Raw genomic sequence first — 20,249 nt, forward strand, 5'->3', positions numbered from 1 at the left:
AAAAAATTATACTGCAAAAATATGCGGTGGAACAGTCAATTTTGGCCGGTTAACGGAAGAATTTAAAAAACCTTTCCACACGGGCGTATTATTCAACCATTGAACACTCATTCATCATTTAAAACCAGCTTACCGGTCAAAGAGCGGGTCAAACAGCGATCCGTGGACAATAGGTCTTTGGGCTCTTCGATGCCCGGCAAAAATCCCATCCGCGGACAACCGGCCGCCGCCAATGGCCGGCTGTAGAGAATTGCTCCATTCACCGTGCCGTGGCGGCGACAGGCGGCTCCGCACAAACAGGCCGCCGGTTATAAAGGCCATAACAAGCGGCCGTCCCGCGGAAACCGGAGTGACGGCCACCGGAAGGGAATCGGCAACCGCTGCCTGTCAAGCGGGCATACTTAGTCGAAACCGCCCGGTTTGCTTACATTTTTACCGGACACGTGTTATATTAATAGACAGCCATGCCGTGGCACCGGCAGGGAATGAAAACCGCCCGGTTGATTTCGAGAGGCGCAAAGGGGAGAGTCCCGGTTGATGCTCAGAGTACAGGGAATCAAGCTGCCTATTGACCATGATCAAGCCCAACTGAAAAAAGCGCTGCTGATAAAGCTCGGTCTGAAGGAAAAGGATTTGCTCGGTTATGCCGTTCACCGCCGCTCCATTGACGCCCGCGACAAGGAAAGGATTTTTTTCGTCTATACCGTGGACGCCGAGGTAAAAAACGAGGATAAAGCAACCGGCCGTCACAACCGGGACGTTTCCCCCGCCGTTTCGCCGGTGTACCATTACGTGCCGGCCGGCAACCGGCGGATGTCCCACCGCCCCCTGATCGCCGGCACCGGACCGGCCGGCCTGTTTGCCGGGCTGCTGCTCGCCCGGATGGGCTACCGCCCCGTCCTGCTGGAAAGGGGGGCGGACGTGGACACACGCACCGGTCTGGTCAAGGAGTTCTGGGCCACGGGCAACCTGAACCCGGAATGCAACGTACAGTTCGGGGAAGGCGGGGCGGGCACCTTTTCCGACGGCAAGCTGACCACCCTGATCAAAGACAAAAGGTGCCGCAAGGTGCTGGAGGAGCTGGTTTGCGCCGGGGCGCCGGAGGAAATCCTCTACGTGCACAAACCCCACGTGGGCACGGACATATTAAAGGAAGTGATCAAAAACCTCCGCCGCAGCATTATTGCCGCCGGCGGCGAGGTGCGCTTCAACAGCAAACTGACCGATATCGTGACGGAAGGAAACAGCCTGTCCGGCGTAGTAATCAACGGCACGGCGCAGCTGCCCGCCGAAATCCTGGTGCTGGCCACCGGACACAGCGCCCGGGACACCTTTGCCATGCTCCACGCCCGGGGGCTGGCCATCGTACCCAAGGCCTTCTCCATCGGCCTGCGCGTCGAGCACCCGCAAAGTTTAATCGACGCGGCCCAGTACGGCAAATTCGCCGGCCATCCCGCGCTCGGGCCGGCCGAATACAAGCTGGTGCACCACGCCTCCACCGGCCGGCCGGCCTACACCTTCTGTATGTGCCCGGGCGGTACGGTCATCGCCGCCGCCTCGGAGCCGGGCGGCGTGGTCACCAACGGCATGAGCGAACACGCCCGTAACGCTCCCAATGCCAACAGCGCCCTTTTGGTGGGCGTGACCCCGGATGATTTCGGCAGCGGCCACCCTCTGGCCGGGGTGGAATTCCAACGGCTGTGGGAGCAAAAGGCTTTTGTCCTGGGCGGGGGGGAATTCCGCGCCCCAGCGCAGCTGGTGGGCGACTTCCTGGCGGACAGGCCCTCCACCGGCTTCGGGAGCGTTATACCTTCCTATCCGCGCCTGGTGACACCGGCCGATTTAAAGGGATGCCTGCCGCCCTATGTCATTGCCACCCTGCGGGAAGCCATCCCGGCCTTTGATCGCAAACTGCACGGTTTTGCCCGCTCCGATGCGGTGCTCACCGGGGTGGAGACCAGAAGCTCCTCCCCCATCCGCATGCTCCGGGATGAAAACTGCGGGGCCGGGATCAAAGGCGTTTACCCGGCCGGGGAAGGGGCTGGCTATGCCGGCGGGATTGTCTCGGCCGCAGTGGACGGGATCCGGGTGGCGGAGGCCATCGCCGCCAGGTACAAACCGTGGGAATGACCGGCGCGGGCGAACCCGCACCGCTATCTTCCTCCGGCACACGGGGATGGTTACACCGCCTTGCCGCCGGTTCTTTACCGCCTGCAAGGGTTTTTGAGCCGCCGGCACGGCTCCGCAAACACTTGACTGGAGAGTGAACGGGGTATGGCAACAAAATCAAGCCGGGTTGAAAACCAGCGGCCGGAACGGACCGTCAGCGGCAACTCCCGCCTGGGAAAGCACACCGGCCGGCGGATTATTGTGGTGGGCGGCGGCGCCGCCGGCATGATGGCCGCCCTGGCGGCGCGGGAACAGGGGGCTGCCGTGACCATCCTGGAAAAAAACCAGCGGGTGGGCAAAAAACTGCTGGTCACCGGCAACGGCCGCTGCAACCTGACCAATATGGACCTGGATATCGCCCACTACCACGGCCGGGAGCCGCGCTTCGCCCGCGGCGCATTAAGCCGCTTTGACAACCGGCGGACGATCGCCTACTTCGCGGAACTGGGCATCGTCCACAAGGTGGAAGACGGCGGCAAGGTTTTCCCCGTTTCCAACCAGGCTTCCAGTGTGCTGGACGTGCTGCGCTACGAACTGGAGCGGACCGGCGTGGAAGTGATTTGCGAAGCGGAAGTGAAGGATATCAAAAGAACCGGGGACGGGTTCACTGTTTATCCGGCCGGCGGCGGGATGTTCGGTGCCGGCCGGGTGATCATCGCCGCCGGCGGCCGGGCGGCCCCCCAGTTGGGCGCCGGCGACGGCGGCCATGTTCTGGCCCGGAAGCTGGGACACACCATTGTGGAACCGTTTCCGGCACTGGTACAGCTGAAACTGGCGGCCGGCTTCCTGCCCCGGCTGAAAGGGATTAAATTCGACGGTGACGTGGAAATCATCCTGCACGGGCAGTCACTGCGCCGGGCCACCGGGGAAATTCTGTTCACCGAATACGGTATTTCCGGCCCGCCCGTTTTCGATCTCAGCCGGCTGGCGGGCGAACTGTTAAAACAAAATGAAAGACCGTTGTTGAAAATTGTTCTGATCAACAACCTCAGCCGGCCGGAACTGGATCAATTGCTGGCCGGCCGTTTTCAGTCCCGGCCGCAAAAGCCCCTGGACTTCAGTTTCGTGGGTTTTTTGAATAAAAGACTGGCCCCGGTGCTCCTTACGGCTGCCGGCGTCGGCGGCAACAAGCCGGCCGGCCTGGCGACGGCCGCCGAGCGCAAAAAAATAGCCGCCATCTTGCAGGACTGGCGGTTTGAGATCAGCGGCACGCGGGGATGGCAATCAGCACAGGTCACCGCCGGAGGCGTGGACGTGGCGGAAGTCGACCCCCGCACCATGGAGTCCAAAATCGTGCCCGGCCTGTATTTCGCCGGCGAGGTGCTGGACATCGACGGCGACTGCGGCGGTTACAACCTGCAGTGGGCCTGGTCCTCCGGCCGGGTGGCCGGGGAAAACGCGGCCGGGCAGAGTTCACCGTGAAAACCCGCCGGGTGCATGTCTTGCTTGCAGGAACGTTGCCGGCGTCCTCAAGGAATAATGGCAGGCAGTGCCGGACATGTCCTGCTTACAATAGACAATGGAACCCGGTCCATCTCAATAGGACCCGCCGGGCATTTAACGGTGTCCGGGCACGGCATCGCTTTGCGCTTCAACGGCAGGACGGCGGTAGCGTTGCGGATGGTTGACAATCCACAGACCCAGCATGATTACGACCAGACCAACGCCGTACTGCCAGAGCACGCGCTCATGTGCCCACCAGGCGCCCAGGATGGTGGCGATGACCGGTGTAATCAGGGAGTAAAGCGAGAGCCGGGAAACTTCCATGCGTTCCAGCAACCAGAAATATAGCAAAAAAGCGGCCACCGAACCAACCAGTGTCAGGTAAAGAAAGGCCAGCACACCGTCCATGGTAAAGTGCAAGGCATGCCTCCATTCCAGTAGCACCGCCGGCAGGGCAATCACCAGCGTGGTGATCCCCATCTGCACTGTCACCCCTTCCAGCAACCCCAGACCGTTCCCGTAACGCTTGGCCAGAACGGCGCCGAAGGCGTAGGCCGCCGCCGCCAGCAAAATGGCCACCTGGCCGGCCAGATTGCCCCGGCCCAGATGGAGCACATCGCCGCTGAACACCAGCAGCAGGCCGCAAAAACCGGTGATCAGGCCGAAGCTTTTGGCCGCGGTCAATTTCTCACCGGCCAGAAAACAGGCAAAGATCAGGCTGAAAAAAGGCAGGGCGGCATTGATGATGGCCGTGAGCCCGGAAGAGATAAATTGTTCACCAAAGAACACCAGGGCATAGGAAATGCCATTAAAGACGCCGAACCAGAAAGTTCCCTTCAAATCGCTCCAGCGGCGGCTGATGGTCAGATGCTTCCACCGGACCAGGCCGTACACCACCAGCGTGGCCAGGGCAAACCGTACGGCGGCAAAGGTGAAGGGGGGAAAATCGTCCAGGCCGATTTTTATGGCCAGCCAGGTGGAACCCCAGATCAGGCAGAGCAGGGCGAAATTTATCTTTTTGATCATGCTGGTGTCGTCTCCTGAAAGCAAATTGACGGGCCAAAAGCCGTTCTTATATTCCGATTACCGCCGGCCGGAACGGGGTCTTCCCGGCGAAGCATGTAAAACCCCGCGCTTACGCTCAAACGCCGCTGAAAATAGATTCCGGAAAAAACAACACCGCGGCCGGTAAAGAGTTAATTCTGTGAACAGTCCCGTTTTTGTTCCTCTGTTGGTGCCGCCGCAGGCGGCGCGGGGGTCTGCCTTGAAACACATTTTGCATATAATAAAAGATATGCCCGGCCACCCGGTGCATTTCAATAAAACCGCAACCGGAAGTAAAAAAGACCCGTCCTTCCGGACAGGTCCTGCGGACCTTTAAATAAGGTTTTCTGCATATTTTCCGTTTTTCCTTCTTATCCCGAAATGTTTATACACATAAAAAACAGCGTGCGGGGTCACGGCCCCGGCCGTCAATCCGTCCGGCTTTGTTTAAAGACGACCAGTGAATAAATAAAGAGCAGCACCACCACTGCAATAATCGCCGTGAAAAGGATGAGCGCCGCAATCTTCCCACCCCAGAAGACGGAAACCACGGTCAAAAGACCGGCAATCACGAACAGCGGCCCGCCCAGCCGGTGGGTTTTACGCCACACCTCTTCGCTGGCCAGCGTCCAGGGGGTGCGGATGCCGACGAAATAATTATGCCGCACCCGGGGCAGGTAGTTGCCGATGATGATAAACAGCAGGCCCACCAGGACGGGCATTGCCCGGTCCACCCGCACCGGGAAGCCCATGGCGCTGCCCAGGGTAATCATGTAGATGGCGGCGAAAAAAAGCACCAGGCCCAGGCGGAAGATCCGGTAGACGCCCAGGAACTTGACGTAGTTCTCCCGCCGCGGATCAATCATGGGCAGTAACAGCATCAGGATATAGACGCCGGTGGCGATCAGGGGAGGCATGAAAGCGCCGGAGGCGCGCGAGGAATATCCGTTCACCTGCCCGGCGATGTTCCAGTGCGTGGGCACTTGCGGGGGCAGGTGCGGGTAAAGCAACACCCCGGCGGCGAACATGGCCAGCAGGACCAGAATGGCCGGCCAGTCATGTACCAAAAGCTCCTTTTTCAAACGGTAATCATCCATCACAATCCCCTCCACAAGCATTTATAGATCCCGCCCCATTGCGTGACGGGCTGAACGGGGCATCGCCCGCAGGCGGTAAATACTGCGCCATAAGCACCGTTGCTCCGTGATGCAATAATGAGATGCCGCTCTTCTTTGCCCATTCACTTAATTTCAACTGCTTGAGACCCCATCAATACTTTGATAAGCTTATTGGCCGCCCGGCTCATTTTTCCGCGCCCGGCCGGAGCCCGGTCCGGAACAGGTCAACTCCAGCAGCCAGCCCGCCAGATCCTGAAATACAGTGGTGTTCAGAGAATAGACGACATACTGCGCCCGGCGTTCGTCCTGCACCAGTCCGGCCTGCTTGAGTACCGCCAGGTGGTGGGAAATGGTCGGTTTGGTCAGGTTGAAGCGGTCCGCGATCTCACCGGCCGTCAGATCCCCCCGGGTCAGCAGGCGTAATATTTCCCGCCGGGTTTCATCCCCCAGCGCTCTAAACAGATCGCTCAACCCCATGCACTCACCCCCATAATTAGACCACCATCTAATTAGACAACATTCTAAGCCAGTCGCTCCGCTTTGTCAAGATGATACAGGCGGGAAATCTTTTCTGTCAATCATTGCCTGCCTTTTCTTCGCCGGGGAAGTTTTTCCCGCTTCTTTTTTCAACCCGTCTACTGGTTCAACGGCCTTTCGGACATACAGGGCGTCCCGGCGGCCGTACCCCGGCCGGGAGAAAAACGCTCTACCGCCCGGAGTACCAGTCAATTTTTCAACGTCTTCAACCGGGCGGCCAGTTCCCCGGAATCGGTCACCGGCGCCTGGCAGGCAAAGTTCCGGCACAGGTAGGCGGCCGCTTTGCCGTCCACCGGGGCATGGCCGGCAACATGAGGGATCAGTTCCACCACCCGCTCTCCTTCTTCCCCGGCCGGGCGCAGCGCCAGCACGGCCTCCGGCAGGTAGGCGGACCGCAGCACCTGCAGCAGCGCCTGTGTGTCCGCCGCCCCCCGCTCCCCGGCCAGCACGATCTCCGTGGCCGGCCCCAGAGCGAAGTCCAGAGCGCACAGGAAGAAGGTATGGCCGGCCGGATAGCCGGCCACCGCGCCGGCAAAGGCGCGCATTTGTTCCGTGGCCGCCTCCTCCAGCCCGGCGTCCCCGGTGAGGCGGGCCAGGCGCAACAGGTTCAGCGCGGCCACCGAGTTCCCCGAGGGAGTGGCCCCGTCATAGATTTCTTTTGGCCGGGCGGGCAGTTCCTCCGCGTCGCGGCCGGTGAAGAAAAAGCCGCCCTTTTCGTCCCGGAACAGTTCCTGCATTTGCCGGGTCAGCTCCAGTGCCTGTTTCAGATAATCCGGCTCAAAAGTAGCCTGGTAGAGCTCTATCAACCCCCAGGTGTAAAAAGCGTAGTCGTCCAGATAGGCCGGGAAGGCCGCCTGCCCGTCCCGGTAGCGGGCCAGCAACCGCCCCCCGGCATCGCGCAACCGCTCCCGGATGAAGGCGGCCGCCCGGCCGGCCGCCGCGGCGTAGTCCGGCTCACCCAACACGCGTGCGCCCACGGCCAGTGCGGCGATGCAAAGTCCGTTCCAGGCGGTGAGAATCTTGTCGTCCCGGTGCGGGTGCACCCGTTTCTCCCGGGCGGCATACAGCTTTTCACGGGCACTTTCCAGCCGGCCGGCCGTTTCCGGATCCAGCATGCCGGCGAAAACCTCCCCCTCCCGGCCGGTGCGGTTGGGAATACTGCCGCCATCAAAATTACCGGCCGCGGTAATGTCGAAATGGCGGCAAAAAAGCTCCCCTTCCGACTCCCCGAGCACCGCTTTCACCTCTCCGGGCGTCCAGAGGTAGAACTTACCCTCCACCCCTTCCGAGTCGGCGTCCCGGGCCGAGTAAAAGCCGCCTTCCGGAGCGGTCATCTCCCGCCACACATAGGTGAAAATCTCCCGGGCCACGCGCCCGTAGGCGCCGTTGCCGGTGGCCTGCCGGGCCTCCAGAAAGGCCAGGGCCAAAAGGGCGTTGTCATAAAGCATCTTTTCAAAATGCGGCACCAGCCAGCGGCGGTCCGTTGAATACCGGGCGAAGCCGAACCCGGTATGGTCGTAAATGCCGCCGCAATACATGGCCTGCAGGGTCTTCTCCACCATCTCCAGCGCCGCCGGCTCGCCGCGCCGCTTCCAGTAGCGCAGCAGGAACAAGAGCTGGTGCGGAGAAGGAAATTTGGGGGCTTCGCCGAAGCCGCCGTAAACCGGATCGTAGCGGGATTTGAGCTGGTCGAAACCACGCTCCAGGATCCGCGCTTCCGGTTCCCCCGTCTGATCGACGGCAACTTCGGAGGCGATGGCCTTCAATATCTCCGCACCCGACCGCTCCAATTCCGGCCGGCCGGCAGGCCACTTTTCCCGGATCAGTTTCAATACCTGCATCAAGCCGGGACGGCCGTAGCGCCCGTGTTTGGGGAAATAGGTGCCGGCAAAAAAGGGCTTTTTGTCCGGGGTCAGAAAGACGGTCAGCGGCCAGCCCCCCTGGCCGGTCAACGCCTGACAGACGGCCATGTAGACGTGGTCGATGTCCGGCCGTTCCTCCCGGTCCACCTTGACGGCCACAAAGCCTTCATTGAGCAGCGCCGCCACCTCCGCATCCTCAAAGGACTCCCGCTCCATGACATGGCACCAGTGACAGGTGGAGTAGCCGATGGAAAGAAACACCGGCTTGTTTTCCTCTTTCGCCCGGTTAAAAGCTTCCTCCCCCCAGGGATACCAGTCGACGGGGTTTTGGGCATGCTGCAGCAGGTAGGGGCTTTTTTCACTGGCCAGCCGGTTGGACATTTTGCGCCACTCCTTTTGGAAAAAGATATTAAGGTAATAATAATTATACTTGTTGTGAATAAATGTGTAAATCGTGTTCAATGCAACAACCTGCGCTTATTTTGTTCAAACGGCACAAATCCAACCGGCGCCTTGATCATTTTTCGGGCAGTCAGACCGGCAAACCGAAATAAATAAGGAAGCCCGGACTGCTCCGGGCTTCCTTAATATCATCACTGCTCTGACTAATCCCCCACCGTGGCCATCTGCCCCTCCGGGTACCAGTTGACTGGTTTTCCGAATGCCTGACTGATGAACCGCAAAGGCACCATCACCCGGTTGTTGTACATTTGCGCCGGCACATCGATATTCTGCGCCCGGCCGTTGACTGTCACCGTCGGGCTGTTTACCGGCAGGTTGATGATTGTATTGTGGTTGTTTATAGTTACCGTATTATTGTGCTGATTCCATGAAATTGCGCTGTTGCCAACTCCAATGGCATTGGCCACCGCCCGCAGGGGAATCAGTGTACGGCCGTTTCTGACTACCGGATTGACGTCCGACTGCACTTCCTGGCCGTTGGCAAAAATACGCGGCCGGTTATCCTGATTCAATTTATGGTAAAGCATGCCCAGGTACCGGTAGGCCCAGGCGGGATGCTCGATGCGCAGAATCTGCTTGATTACAGCCAGCGCCGCACCATATTTGCCGTTTTGCACATCGTTGATCAACGCCTGCTTCAAACTGTCGAGCCGGGAGTCGTAGCTGCCCCGTCTTTTCAACTGCTGCAGCTTTTGCAAAATCTGGGCCGCTTTAAGCATTTGGTTGTTGTTCACCGCGTTGGCGAATTCCTGTTGCAACTGGGCGATCTGCGCCTGAACGTCCGGCGGTTGACCGTAAGTGTCTTCCGTTACGCTCTGATCAGCGGAGGATTGTCCATAAACATCTCCGGTAATCCCCTGATCGGCCGGCACCGGCGGCAGGGGATTGATCTGTGCGGCACCGCCGTCCGGCGTCCCCCCGCTGTCATCAGCGTATGCCGCCAGAGGCAAAACCAGCAGCGACAGAGCCAGCAGCAGGACAAACATCTTCCTGGCCATAAGCCTCCCTTCCGCCCACCCGGAATTTATATTGCGCCCCGGTGAAAATGGCGGGCGGCGCTTTTGGGGCCTTCCCGCTGTTCATTACACAGTGGACCGGCCTTTTCTATAGGTTTTATATCATTTTTTTGTAGAAAATCTGTGAAGTTTTCATGGTAATAGAATGGAAATTACCATCAAAGGCGGGTTGCAGGCGGTGCCGGGGAAAAAATTAAAACGTGCCCGATCATTCGCGCACGTTTGATGATCACCACAGAAATAACCCTTTAACGGCGCGGCGGTGTCAAAACCGCCGGTGTTTTCACAGCACCGGGAAACCGCCCGTAAACCAGTTCCGACAGATAAACCAGCTCTATACCCCGGGCTTCCAGTTCCGGGATCATTTCCGCGATCGCCCGCGCGGTGGCCTGGTGACCCACGTGCCCGATGCCGACGGCGCCACCCTGTTTTTGCGCTATGGCCGCCAGCAGGTTGAGCTGTTTTTTGATGTAAGGCACCGTCCTGATGTCATCCAGAAAAACGTCCCTTTGTATGCAGGGTACACCCATTTTTCCCGCCAGCGGGTACAGGCGCGATTCTTCCGTGGTGCGGCTGTCGAGGATGAAAAAACCCCTGGCTGCGGCCTCCTCGATCACCGGACGGAGCAATTCCTCCCGGGAGGTAATCAGGGAACCCATATGGTTGTTAAAACCCACCGCGTAAGGAATATCGTCCAGGTCGGCCGCCGCCACGGCCTTGATTTCCCGCGCCGGCATGGCGGCCATGATCGCCCCCGGCCCCAGCCAGCTTTTTTTGCCCTGGAAGGGCTGCATGGGCAGGTGCACGATCACCTGATAGCCGGCCGCCGCCGCCCGGCGCGCCAGTTGCCGGGAAGCGGGCTGGCGGGGCATGACGGCGAAAGTGAGCGGCCGTTTGATGCTGAACATCTCTTCCACCCCGGGCCGGCCGTTGATGCCAAAATCGTCGATGACCAGGGCGATGCGCGGCTTGGCAACAACGCCGGCGCATGCCCCGCCGCCCCCGGCGGCGGCCGCAGGCGGCAACTGCCGGCAGCCGGTTGCGGTCAACACCGCCCCGCCGGCTGCATGGCTCAAAAAGGAAGCTTCGATAAACACGGCCGCCAGTAAAAAGAGCACCGGCCAAACAACAGCTTTTAGTTTCATCACCCCAACCCCCGCAGCTAATGTGAAAGCAGCCGGATCGTGCGCAATATGCGGCGCCGCCTGGTTCGCCCCGAAGCCGGATGACGGCGTTGGTTATAACAAGAATAATCCAAAGTTGTTCACACCCCGCTTCTGACAGCAGCCCGGTTCCGGGAAAAAACTTTATTCGCCGGAACACAGCATAAGAGCAGCGAAGAGCGGCCGCCGCTTTCATTAATCATGGCCGTTAAGGTGATCTTATTATTTACCGGAAAAAGGACCGGCTCACCTGGTAAAGTTTACTCATACCCGCTTTACGGGCCGGCCGGGCGCTACGGCAATAATGCGGGGCGGACCGGCGGCAACCGGTTCCGGCCGCCACCGGGCAACAAAAATCCCGGGTCCCAAGGGTGGCCCGGGGTTTGCTTGAGTTGGCCGGACTGAATCCGGATGGGAAGTTCAACTTCACCTTTTCGCTCCGGCGTTTGGCAGCCGGACATTTTTCGCCGTCAGCGCACCCACCGGGCAGGCCGCGGCACAGGCGCCGCAGCCGCTGCACCCGGCTGCGGCCAGGGACGCCCCGCCGAAAGTGGTCACCCGGCGCTCAAAGCCCCGCCCGGCGAAACCGAGCACGCCGCCGCCCTGCCGCCGGCAGGCCCGCACGCAATGGCCGCACAACACACACTTGTTAGGGTCGTAGGTCACCACCGGACTGCTGTCGTCCACCGGCAGGTTCCTGTCCAAAGTGCGCAGGCGGGTCACTTTTAGTTTGAATTTTCGCTCGCGGGCGATTTTCTGCAGCGCGCAGGAGCGGTTGGCGGCGCATTTGCCACAATCAAGCCGGTGGCTGGACAACAGCAGCTCAAAAGCCGTGCCCGCCAACCGGTCAACCCGCTCACTGCGGGTGTTTACGACCATACCGGCAGCCACCGGCTCGCTGCATGCCGTAACCGGCTGAGGACGCCCTTCTATTTCCACAAAACAAAGGCGGCAGGCGGCGTCCGGCTTCTCCTCCTTCCTGTCCGCACACAGGTGCGGAATATAGATGCCGTTGTCCAGCGCCGCCCAGAGCAGCTTTTCCCCTTCCCGGACGGTGATCTCACGGCCGTCAATGGTCAAAGTTACTTCCCCGCTCATTTATTCTCCTTCTCCCTTTCGGCCACCAGTTCCGGCGGCGACAGCTTGATCACCGCCCGGTACTGGGGCGGGCAGGCGTCCACGCAGCTGTTGCATTTAACGCATTTTTGCTGGTCGATGACCTTGATGCGATCCGCATTGTTATAGATGGCTTCCACCGGACAGCTGCCCACGCAGGCGTCGCAGGAGCGCTCGCACTTCTCCGGCAAAATGTAAAAAGCAATCAGTTCCTGGCACATCAGGGACGGACAGCGCTTTTCATTGATGTGCGCCTCGTATTCATCCCGGAAATAGCGGATCGTGCTGAGCACCGGGTTGGGCGCAGTCTTGCCCAGGCCGCACAAAGAACCCGCCTTGATGTCTTCGGCCAGTGACAGGAGCAGGTCGATGTCTTCCGGGCGGCCGCGCCCCCTGGTGATGTCCTCCAGGATGTCCAGCATCTGTCGGGTGCCCAGGCGGCACATGGTGCACTTGCCGCAGGATTCCTTCTGCGTGAAATCCAGGAAAAAGCGGGCGATTTCCACCATACAGTCGTCCTCGTCCAGGACGACCATCCCCCCGGAACCCATCATCGCCCCGGCTCCGCTCAAAGAATCGAAGTCGATCGGCATGTCCAGGGCGGATTCAGGCAGGCAGCCGCCCGAAGGGCCGCCGATCTGCACCGCTTTGAATTTCTTGCCTTTCGGAATGCCGCTGCCGACATCGTAAACCACCTGGTTGAGTGTGGTGCCCATGGGCACCTCCGTCAGGCCGGTGTTCACCAGCTTGCCGGCCAGGGCAAACACCGCCGTGCCCGGGCTGCCGGGCGTTCCCGTGCTTTTGAACCAGTCCGCGCCGCGGTTGATGATCGAAGGAATAAAAGACAGTGTCTTTACGTTATCAATCACCGTTGGCCGGCCGTACAGGCCGGCCGCGGCCGGGAAGGGCGGCCGGTGGCGGGGTATGCCCGGCTCGCCTTCAATTGATGCGATCAGGGCGGTCTCCTCGCCGCAGACGAAGGCGCCGGAGCCCTGGAACACTTCCACCTCGAAGCCGAAACCGCCGCCCAGGATGTTTTCGCCCAGCAGGCCGCATTGCCGGGCCTGTTCGACGGCCAGGGCGAGGCGTTTCACCGCCAGGGGATATTCAGCCCGCACATAAACGTATCCGCGGTCCGCCCCCACGGCGCGGGCGGCAATGATCAACCCCTCCAGCACCAGGTGGGGGTTGGATTCCATGATCGTGCGGTCCATAAAGGCCCCCGGGTCACCCTCGTCGGCATTGCAGATCACATATTTTTCATCCGCCGGCGTGCCCAGACAGGTCTCCCACTTGCGCCCGGTGGGAAAACCGGCGCCGCCCCGTCCGCGCAGGCCGGAGGCTTTAATTTCCGCCACCACCGCCGCCGGCTCCAGCTGCAGCGCTCTGGCCAGGCCGGCGTAACCGTCATGGGCGATATAGTCCATAATATTTTCCGGATCGATCAGGCCGCAGTTTTCCAGGATGATCTTTTGTTCCACCCCAAAACGGGGAAAGTCGGACAGGGCCGGTAAAAATTCGTTTTCCTCCAGCGCGCCGAGAGCAAACTCCAGACAGGGATCGTCCCCGGCCAGAAAATCAATCACCAGCCGGCTGGCAATGCCCTCCGTGACATAGCCGTACAAAATGGGCGGGAAACCGGGCTTGTACACAATCACCAGCGGCTCGGCGTAACAGTGGCCCATGCAGCCCGCTTCCAGCACCGTGGCCTCCACCTTTTGCCGCGCCAGTTCTTCCTTGATCGTCTTGAGCACAGCCGCCGCCCCGGCCGCCAGGCCGCAGGTGGCCGTCCCCACCAGGAGCAGCGGCTTTTCATGCCGGGACTGCCGGACAAGCGCGGCTTTTTGTTGCAGACCGGCGTAGGCCGCGGACACGGCCTGATTTTCCTTGCTCAATGCTTCCCGCCTTCTTTCTCTATTTTCATGCCGAAGGAAAAGAGCAGGCCGTCCACCCGGGTGGGCGTGACCTTGGGATGCACCTCCCCGTCAATCACGGTCACCGGGGCCATGGTGCAGCAGCCCACACAGGCCACCCTTTCCAGGCTGAATTCCCGGTCCGGGGTGACCTGGCCGACATCAATCTTCAGCCGCCGCTTCCAGCTGTCCAGAATGATATTGCCGCCCCGCATGTGGCAGGCCGTACCCATGCACACATTGATCTGCCGCTTGCCGGGCGGGCTCAGGCGGAACTGGTTGTAAAAAGTGACCACGCTGTAAACGTCCATGGGTGTGATGCCCAGATAAGCGGCCACTTCCTCCATAGCCGGCGCTGGTACGTAGCCCAGCTTTTCCTGCACTTTTTGCAGGATGGGAATCAGGTCGCCGCGCCGGCCGGGGTACTGCGGCAAGATCTTTTTTGTTTCTTCCCGGGACGTTGTTATCTCCTGGTCGGTTAGTTCCATCGATCCACCTCTCCCGAATAAAAATTATATATATTTAAATAATAATAACCTGTTAGCCGATTAACGGTCAAGCAATGGAAAAATGTTCAAAACACCGGCGGGAAGGGCTCAATCCCGCCGGCGCACGGCATGAGGATCGTTTAGGGGGGAAAAATGACGCAGCAGGTAAAACGCGGCCACGTAAAGAACCAGCAGCACCAGGCCGCTGATCAACCCGGCCAGTTGCCCGCGGCTCAGGGCCGCCGTGCCCAGCACCACCAGCAGCAGCACGATGGCCGTCCAGGTGGTGTAGGGAAAACCGGCGTACCTCAGTCTTCTGGCATCTTTTTGCCGTTGCGGGTGGCTGCGGAAACGCAGGTGGGTGAAACCGGTGATCACCCAGTTGAAAAGGGACGTCACCCCGCCGGCGCTGGCCACATAGACAAAGATTTGTTCCGGCAGCAGGTAGGCCAGCCCGGCGATGAGCAGCAAGAACACCGCCGAAACCAGCACGGCATAAACCGGCACCCCGCGCCGGTCCGGCCGGCCGAGGAAGGCCGGCGCGTCGCGGCGTTGGGACAGGGAGTTGAGCATGCGCGGCACACCGTACATATTGGAATTCATGGCTGAAATGACCGCGCTCAGGATCACCGCATTGATCAAACCGGCCGCACCGGGAATACCCAGGCTTTGAATCACCGGTATAAAGGGGATGCCGTCGGTTTTGACGGCTGACCAGTCCGTCAGGCCGGTCAGCACGAGCATGGCGCCCACGTACAGCACCGGCAGCACGGTATTGATCACCGGAATCGAGCGGGGCACGGTCTGCTCCGGGTTGTTCGTATCCGCCATAGCCAGGCCGATCACCTGCACACCGGCATAGGCGAACATGACCAGCAGCAGGGAGGCCAGCGGGCCGTGCGGACCGGTGGGAAAGAAACCGCCGTGGCCAAAGTAATTGGACAATCCGGGGGAAGGATGGCCCGGCCAGAAGCCCAGCAAAACAGCCGCCCCGGCGATAATAAACAGGGCCAGCATACCGGCCTTGACAAAGGCCAGCCATTCCTCCACCCGGCTCAAAGAGCGCACATCCAGCAGGTTCAGCCCGGTGACCAGGGTGGCAAAAATCAGGCTGAACAGCCATACGGGCCAGTGCGGCAGCCAGAACCGGGCCAGCAGGGCGGCGGCCACCATTTCGGTGGCCATGGTCAATATACCCGACGTCCAGTACATCCAGCCGGAAACAAAACCCGCCGGCCGGCCCAGGTATTTGTCCGCATAGGCGCTGAAGGAGCCCCGTTCCGGATCGGCCACTCCCATCTCGGCCAGCATCATGGTCACCAGGGCGGTAATCAGTCCGCCGGCCAGGAAAACCAGCGCCACTCCCGGCCCGGCCAGATGGATCGGTATGCCGCTGGCCACAAAAATGCCCGAGCCGATCGCGCCGCCCAGGCCCATCATGATCAATTCCAGCAGCCCGAGCTGTTTTTTCCCGTCCCGCCGGCCGTGCAGCGTCTTGCGGCCGGTCATGGCCTGCCAGGACGGCGTTTTCATCTTTTGCCCGCCGGCTTTTAATTCAGCCATCGGTTCACCCCATAACGCAAAAATGTTTATTTATTATATGCACTGCCACATCTATTAACCGCCAACGCCGCACGGACACGCTCCGGCAGGCCCGCCGCCGCCCCCCGGCGCGGGGAAGCGGCAAAGCCACGCCCCGGGCGCGGAATTTAACGTCAGGCGGCTATTTTCTTGACATGGAGGCGGTTACTTATCCGGCCGTTGGACCGGGAAGGCGGACTGGAAAAAGGATTGCGGACAGGTGACGGAAACCGGCTCCGCCGGGGCGGACGGGGCACAAATTCATAAAGGGCGCGATCGCCGACCGCACCCTTCTTCAAGCACCGGCAACGCTCAGATGAGCATTGTTTCACCGGCCGTTCCGTTAATCTCATACCGGTAGCTGATTGGGAAGGACTTTTTCAAGGTATTGATGGCGCTGCAATATTTCTCGTGCGAAAGCTTTATCGCCCGGCTTATTTTTTCCGGTTCCGGGTTATCCAGACTGAAACGGTAAATCAGTGTGGCCGCTGTAAAAACTTGCGGGTATTCTTCCGCCCGGACGGCATCCACGGATATTTCAAAAGTATTCAGTTTTATACGCATCTTCTTTAAAATCGAAATTACGTCCAAACCGGTGCAACCGGCCATGCCCATCAGCAGCAACTCCATTGGACGGACCCCTTCGTCTTTTCCGCCGTGCTCGAAAGAAGTATCCATCACCACCGCGTGTTGCGAATCTCCCCGGGCGACGAATTTCATACCGTTTTCCCATTTCAAGTTTACTTTCATGTTTGAACACCTTTCCTTTCTTTTAAAGCGTTGATTCGACGGACGGACCCATTTTCGTTCCCCCGGTGGCGCCCGCGCAGGAAGCGGCTGCGTAATGATGCGCCGGCCTTCTTTCCGGCACTGGTTTTATGCCATCCGGTCCCGCTACATCAACACAGATCGCACAGCTCGCCCCCGGTAATCTCCAGCAACTGCTCCACCGTCACCGGCGCCGCCGAATGAGGGCTGCCGGCGGCGATATAAACCACCGGAAAGCGTTTCATGCTCACGTCAATCAATATGGGCACGGGATGCTCCAGGGCAAAGGGGCAGACCCCGCCGGGCGGGAAACCGGTCAACTCCCTGGTGGTTTGTGCATCGGGCAGCTTCACTTTGCCCGCCACCCCCAGGTGCTTTTTCAGTTTGCTTTGACTCACCTTGACATCGCCGCTGGTGACCACCATCACCGTCAGATCGTTAATGGTAAACAAAATTGACTTGGCGATCTGGCCCACCGCCACCCCCACCGCCCGGGCGGCCAACTCGGCCGTATGAGTGCTGGCGTCGAACTCGAAAACTTCCACCGGGTAGGGGAACCGGGCCAGATATGTACGCACGCGTTCAACCGGATTGATCATCTCACGCCTGGTTTGAAAGCCGCCCGCCCCCGTGACCAGGCTGTCCACTCCTTTTGATTTATTTGTCCGCTCCTGAAAGCAGACATGCCATTAGGGGGCGCGACCCTTGAAATGCCGCCGGCCGGCGAAACCACAATGAGCCGGATTCCCCGCGAATCAAGGGATTTACAAGGCTCCAATCACACATGTATGATTACGCGTTTACAGTGAAAAAAGGTTATCCGGCCGCCTGTACCGCTCCCAGCGGGCAGGTGAATGTACACCGGGCGCAACCCAGGCAGCGTTTCAGATCCACCGCCGGCGGGACGTAAGGCTTTTCCTGCTCCAGTACTTTCCAGGTGCAGGAATACGTAGCCACACAAATACCGTTTTCACAATGTTCCGGCCGGCATTTAGATTTATCGATCGCCATAACCTGCATTACAAAAACATTCCTTTCCAGCTTGAAAGTTAAACAAACTATCCTTCTGATGGTGCCGCTTGTGTCATACGAGACTGCCATGAAAATACATTTTCGTTCCTCACCGGGTTTCCCCGTTCCCGCCGGCGGAATCCCTGCCAAGCCTTGCTTATTATAACTACTGCATAACCGCCGGGCAATGAAGTCCACCGGCTGCCTGGCGCCCCGTACCCTTATTATAGCCACTATATAACCGCCGGGCACAACCGTCAAGATTACAGCGGCCACCCGGCAAAAATCAACAGGCCGGGCACAGCCGCTCCTTCCGCCACCTTTACGTTGCTGAATGGTGTCCGGTTTGGAAAAAATTATTGCCTCATTACAGGCGCCGTGCTACAATGTTACCAGGTAAACTATTTCAGTGTATCCAGTTTACCAGGAGGGATGCAAATGCAAAAACGCCGCTGCTTTATTTTTCCCGTCCTGCTCACGGCTGTTGCGCTGCTGCTGGCCGGCTGCCAGTCCCGCGGGCAGGCCGGGCCATTGACGGCCAACGGCACCATTGAAGCCACCGAGGTCAATGTGACCGCCCGGGTCGGCGGTACGCTGCAAAAACTGGGCGTCCGGGAGGGGGACCGGGTCAAAGCCGGCCAGTCAATCGGTCAGCTTGATACCGGAAGCTACCGTATTCAGGAGAATCAGGCGCAGGCCGGCGTGGCGGCGGCGCAAGCGGGCCTGGACGAGGCCGAATCCGGCGCGCGCAGCCAGGAAATCGAGGCCGCCCGGCAGGATGTGGATGCCCTGGCGGCCCAGGTGGCGGCGGCACAGGATCAACTCACCCTGCAAGAAGATAACCTCAAGCGGGCACAGTCACTCTTTCAGGCCGGGGCGATCCCGGAGCAGGCACTGCAGGAACAGCAAACCGCCTGTGACACCGCCCGGCACAAGCTGGCGGGGATCCAAGCCCAACAGGAGGCCGCCCGGGCCAAACTGGAGCTTTTACAGGCCGGCAGCACGCCGCAGGCACTGGACCGGCTGTCCGCCGGGGTCACACAAAGCGAGGACAGTCTGAAACTGGCCCGGCTGAATCTGGACTGGACCAGGCTGGTGGCGCCGATCAGCGGCACGGTGATCAGCCGCAATTTTGAACCAGGTGAATTGATCCACCCCGGCGCGCAGGTGGTCACCCTGCTGGACGACCGCGACCTGTGGCTGAATGTGTACGTGCCGGAAAACCAGCTGAATCAGGTTAATGTGGGGCAACCGGTGCAGATCCGGGTGGATGCCTACCCGGGCAAAGCCTTCCCCGGCCGGGTGGAGTACATTTCCCCGCAGGCCGAATTCACCCCCCGCAACGTACAGACCAAACAGGACCGGGTGAACCTGGTTTTCCGGGTGAAGGTACGGGTCACCGGCGGGTGGGAGCAGCTCAAACCGGGCCTGCCGGCCGATGTTACCTTCACCCCGCCGGAAACCGCAAAATAATAACCGGGACTTTTAGCTTAAAAGTTAAACACCAGGCTAATTTCAACAAAAATCGCGCGCAATATGGAAGCGCTACCCGGTACACGCCAGAGCCGGATGGCAGCGGCACTGGTTATCATGGAATCATTCAAAGTTATGAACCTGCCGCTGCGGGCGGAACCTTAGTTTTAGGAGAAAGCTTTCTTTCGCCGGACCGGAGCATTGGAACGACGAGGTGCGACTATCCCTTTTTCATTTGTGGGTTGTGTTCAACAAATCATGGCTGTCAGGGGGAAAAAGGATGCCCGAACCGGTAAACCCGGGTGATCACATTGCTACCGCACCGGATACGGAAACGGTATACACCATCGCAGTGCACAATCTGGCCAAAAATTTCGGCTCCCTGCAGGCGGTGCGGGGAATCAGCTTCCAGGTGCCGGCAGGCAGCATCTTCGGCCTTTTGGGTCCCAACGGCAGCGGCAAAAGCACCACCATCCGCATGCTCTGCGGGCTGATGCGGCCCAGCGCCGGCGGCGGGCAGGTACTCGGCCTGGACATCCTCACCCGGGCCGAGGAGATCAAAAACAACATCGGCTACATGTCCCAGAAATTCAGCCTGTACGAGGACCTGACCATTGCTGAAAACCTGCATTTTTTCGGCAATATTTACGGCCTGACCGGACACCAGGTAACCGCCCGGTGCGCGGAACTCTACACCAGAATGAAAATTACGGGACGGGAGAACCAGCTGGTGGGCACCCTGTCCGGAGGGTGGAAACAACGGACGGCGCTGGCCTGCGCCTTCATCCACCAACCCCGCCTGCTGGTGCTGGACGAACCCACCGCCGGCGTGGACCCGGTGTCCCGCCGGCTGTTCTGGGAACTGCTGGACGGCCTGGCCGCGGACGGCATCACCATCCTGGTGACCACCCACTACATGGACGAGGCGGAGCGCTGCCACCTGGTGGCCCTGATGGAGGACGGCAACCTGCACGCCTTCGGTACGCCGCGCCAGTTGATGGCGGAAGCCGGCATGGACAGCCTGGAGGATGTGTTCATCGACATGGCCACCGGCGGGGATGTGTACCGTCAAGAAAGCAGGTGAA

Annotated in this window: 17 protein-coding genes; 4 read left to right on the top strand and 13 right to left on the bottom strand. The window is 60.0% G+C overall.

The features are described from left to right. The first annotated feature begins 537 nt into the window (after positions 1 to 537). Together A6M21_RS00275 and A6M21_RS00280 are read left to right on the top strand one after the other, a co-directional pair. The gene (locus A6M21_RS00275; protein ID WP_066665962.1) at positions 538 to 2,130 is read left to right on the top strand and encodes an NAD(P)/FAD-dependent oxidoreductase; all 1,593 of its coding nucleotides are present in this window, start codon (positions 538 to 540) and stop codon (positions 2,128 to 2,130) included. A 144-nt stretch (positions 2,131 to 2,274) separates the two neighbouring features. Continuing rightward, positions 2,275 to 3,591 carry a BaiN/RdsA family NAD(P)/FAD-dependent oxidoreductase gene (locus A6M21_RS00280; RefSeq protein WP_078060265.1) on the top strand — a complete coding sequence of 439 codons (1,317 nt, stop codon included), beginning with the start codon at positions 2,275 to 2,277 and terminating at the stop codon, positions 3,589 to 3,591. Positions 3,592 to 3,726: 135 nt separating this feature from the next. Here the strand turns inward: A6M21_RS00280 and A6M21_RS00285 are convergent, their stop codons facing one another. The 13 genes from A6M21_RS00285 to A6M21_RS18200 form a co-directional block, all read right to left on the bottom strand. After that, positions 3,727 to 4,638 (bottom strand): DMT family transporter, encoded by a 912-nt coding sequence (locus A6M21_RS00285; RefSeq protein ID WP_066665806.1) that lies wholly within the window; start codon positions 4,636 to 4,638, stop codon positions 3,727 to 3,729. Between the two features lie 446 nt (positions 4,639 to 5,084). Beyond that, positions 5,085 to 5,774: an SdpI family protein gene (locus A6M21_RS00290; RefSeq protein ID WP_242868712.1), complete on the bottom strand. Its 690-nt coding sequence runs from the start codon at positions 5,772 to 5,774 to the stop codon at positions 5,085 to 5,087. 168 nt (positions 5,775 to 5,942) lie between these two features. Then, a complete protein-coding gene (locus A6M21_RS00295; RefSeq protein WP_066665808.1) occupies positions 5,943 to 6,251 on the bottom strand; it encodes an autorepressor SdpR family transcription factor in 309 nt (102 codons plus the stop codon). A gap of 248 nt (positions 6,252 to 6,499) precedes the next feature. Next, positions 6,500 to 8,554, bottom strand: coding sequence for a thioredoxin domain-containing protein (locus tag A6M21_RS00300; RefSeq protein ID WP_066665974.1), 2,055 nt, complete (start codon positions 8,552 to 8,554; stop codon positions 6,500 to 6,502). Positions 8,555 to 8,778: 224 nt separating this feature from the next. Further along, on the bottom strand, positions 8,779 to 9,633 hold the full coding sequence (locus tag A6M21_RS00305) for a copper amine oxidase N-terminal domain-containing protein (protein ID WP_066665810.1): 855 nt from the start codon (positions 9,631 to 9,633) through the stop codon (positions 8,779 to 8,781). A 266-nt stretch (positions 9,634 to 9,899) separates the two neighbouring features. Then, positions 9,900 to 10,796 (bottom strand): divergent polysaccharide deacetylase family protein, encoded by an 897-nt coding sequence (locus A6M21_RS00310; protein ID WP_066665811.1) that lies wholly within the window; start codon positions 10,794 to 10,796, stop codon positions 9,900 to 9,902. A gap of 444 nt (positions 10,797 to 11,240) precedes the next feature. After that, positions 11,241 to 11,912 (bottom strand): 2Fe-2S iron-sulfur cluster-binding protein, encoded by a 672-nt coding sequence (locus tag A6M21_RS00320; RefSeq protein ID WP_066665815.1) that lies wholly within the window; start codon positions 11,910 to 11,912, stop codon positions 11,241 to 11,243. Then, the gene (locus A6M21_RS00325; RefSeq protein WP_078060266.1) at positions 11,909 to 13,825 is read right to left on the bottom strand and encodes an NADH-quinone oxidoreductase subunit NuoF; all 1,917 of its coding nucleotides are present in this window, start codon (positions 13,823 to 13,825) and stop codon (positions 11,909 to 11,911) included. The genes A6M21_RS00320 and A6M21_RS00325 overlap by 4 nt, the downstream gene beginning before the upstream one ends. Continuing rightward, positions 13,822 to 14,331 carry an NADH-quinone oxidoreductase subunit NuoE gene (gene nuoE / locus A6M21_RS00330; RefSeq protein WP_066665817.1) on the bottom strand — a complete coding sequence of 170 codons (510 nt, stop codon included), beginning with the start codon at positions 14,329 to 14,331 and terminating at the stop codon, positions 13,822 to 13,824. The genes A6M21_RS00325 and nuoE overlap by 4 nt, the downstream gene beginning before the upstream one ends. 108 nt (positions 14,332 to 14,439) lie before the next feature. Continuing rightward, complete coding sequence (locus A6M21_RS00335; protein WP_066665819.1) at positions 14,440 to 15,894, bottom strand: amino acid permease; 1,455 nt, start codon at positions 15,892 to 15,894, stop codon at positions 14,440 to 14,442. A gap of 330 nt (positions 15,895 to 16,224) precedes the next feature. Beyond that, the gene (locus A6M21_RS00340; RefSeq protein WP_066665821.1) at positions 16,225 to 16,662 is read right to left on the bottom strand and encodes an OsmC family protein; all 438 of its coding nucleotides are present in this window, start codon (positions 16,660 to 16,662) and stop codon (positions 16,225 to 16,227) included. 149 nt (positions 16,663 to 16,811) lie between these two features. Next, positions 16,812 to 17,327 (bottom strand): YbaK/EbsC family protein, encoded by a 516-nt coding sequence (locus A6M21_RS00345; RefSeq protein ID WP_242868713.1) that lies wholly within the window; start codon positions 17,325 to 17,327, stop codon positions 16,812 to 16,814. Between the two features lie 169 nt (positions 17,328 to 17,496). Continuing rightward, positions 17,497 to 17,700 carry a hypothetical protein gene (locus A6M21_RS18200; RefSeq protein WP_151191728.1) on the bottom strand — a complete coding sequence of 68 codons (204 nt, stop codon included), beginning with the start codon at positions 17,698 to 17,700 and terminating at the stop codon, positions 17,497 to 17,499. Between the two features lie 429 nt (positions 17,701 to 18,129). Here A6M21_RS18200 and A6M21_RS00355 point away from each other — a divergent pair, with 429 nt between their 5' ends. Both A6M21_RS00355 and A6M21_RS00360 read left to right on the top strand, forming a co-directional pair. Further along, on the top strand, positions 18,130 to 19,164 hold the full coding sequence (locus A6M21_RS00355) for an HlyD family secretion protein (protein WP_066665825.1): 1,035 nt from the start codon (positions 18,130 to 18,132) through the stop codon (positions 19,162 to 19,164). A gap of 280 nt (positions 19,165 to 19,444) precedes the next feature. After that, complete coding sequence (locus A6M21_RS00360) at positions 19,445 to 20,248, top strand: ABC transporter ATP-binding protein (RefSeq protein ID WP_078060268.1); 804 nt, start codon at positions 19,445 to 19,447, stop codon at positions 20,246 to 20,248. The last annotated feature ends 1 nt before the right edge of the window (position 20,249 follow it).

Origin of the sequence: Desulfotomaculum copahuensis, from assembly GCF_001655685.1 — a bacterium.
Taxonomy (GTDB): Bacteria; Bacillota; Desulfotomaculia; order Desulfotomaculales; family Desulfovirgulaceae; genus Desulfotomaculum_G; species Desulfotomaculum_G copahuensis.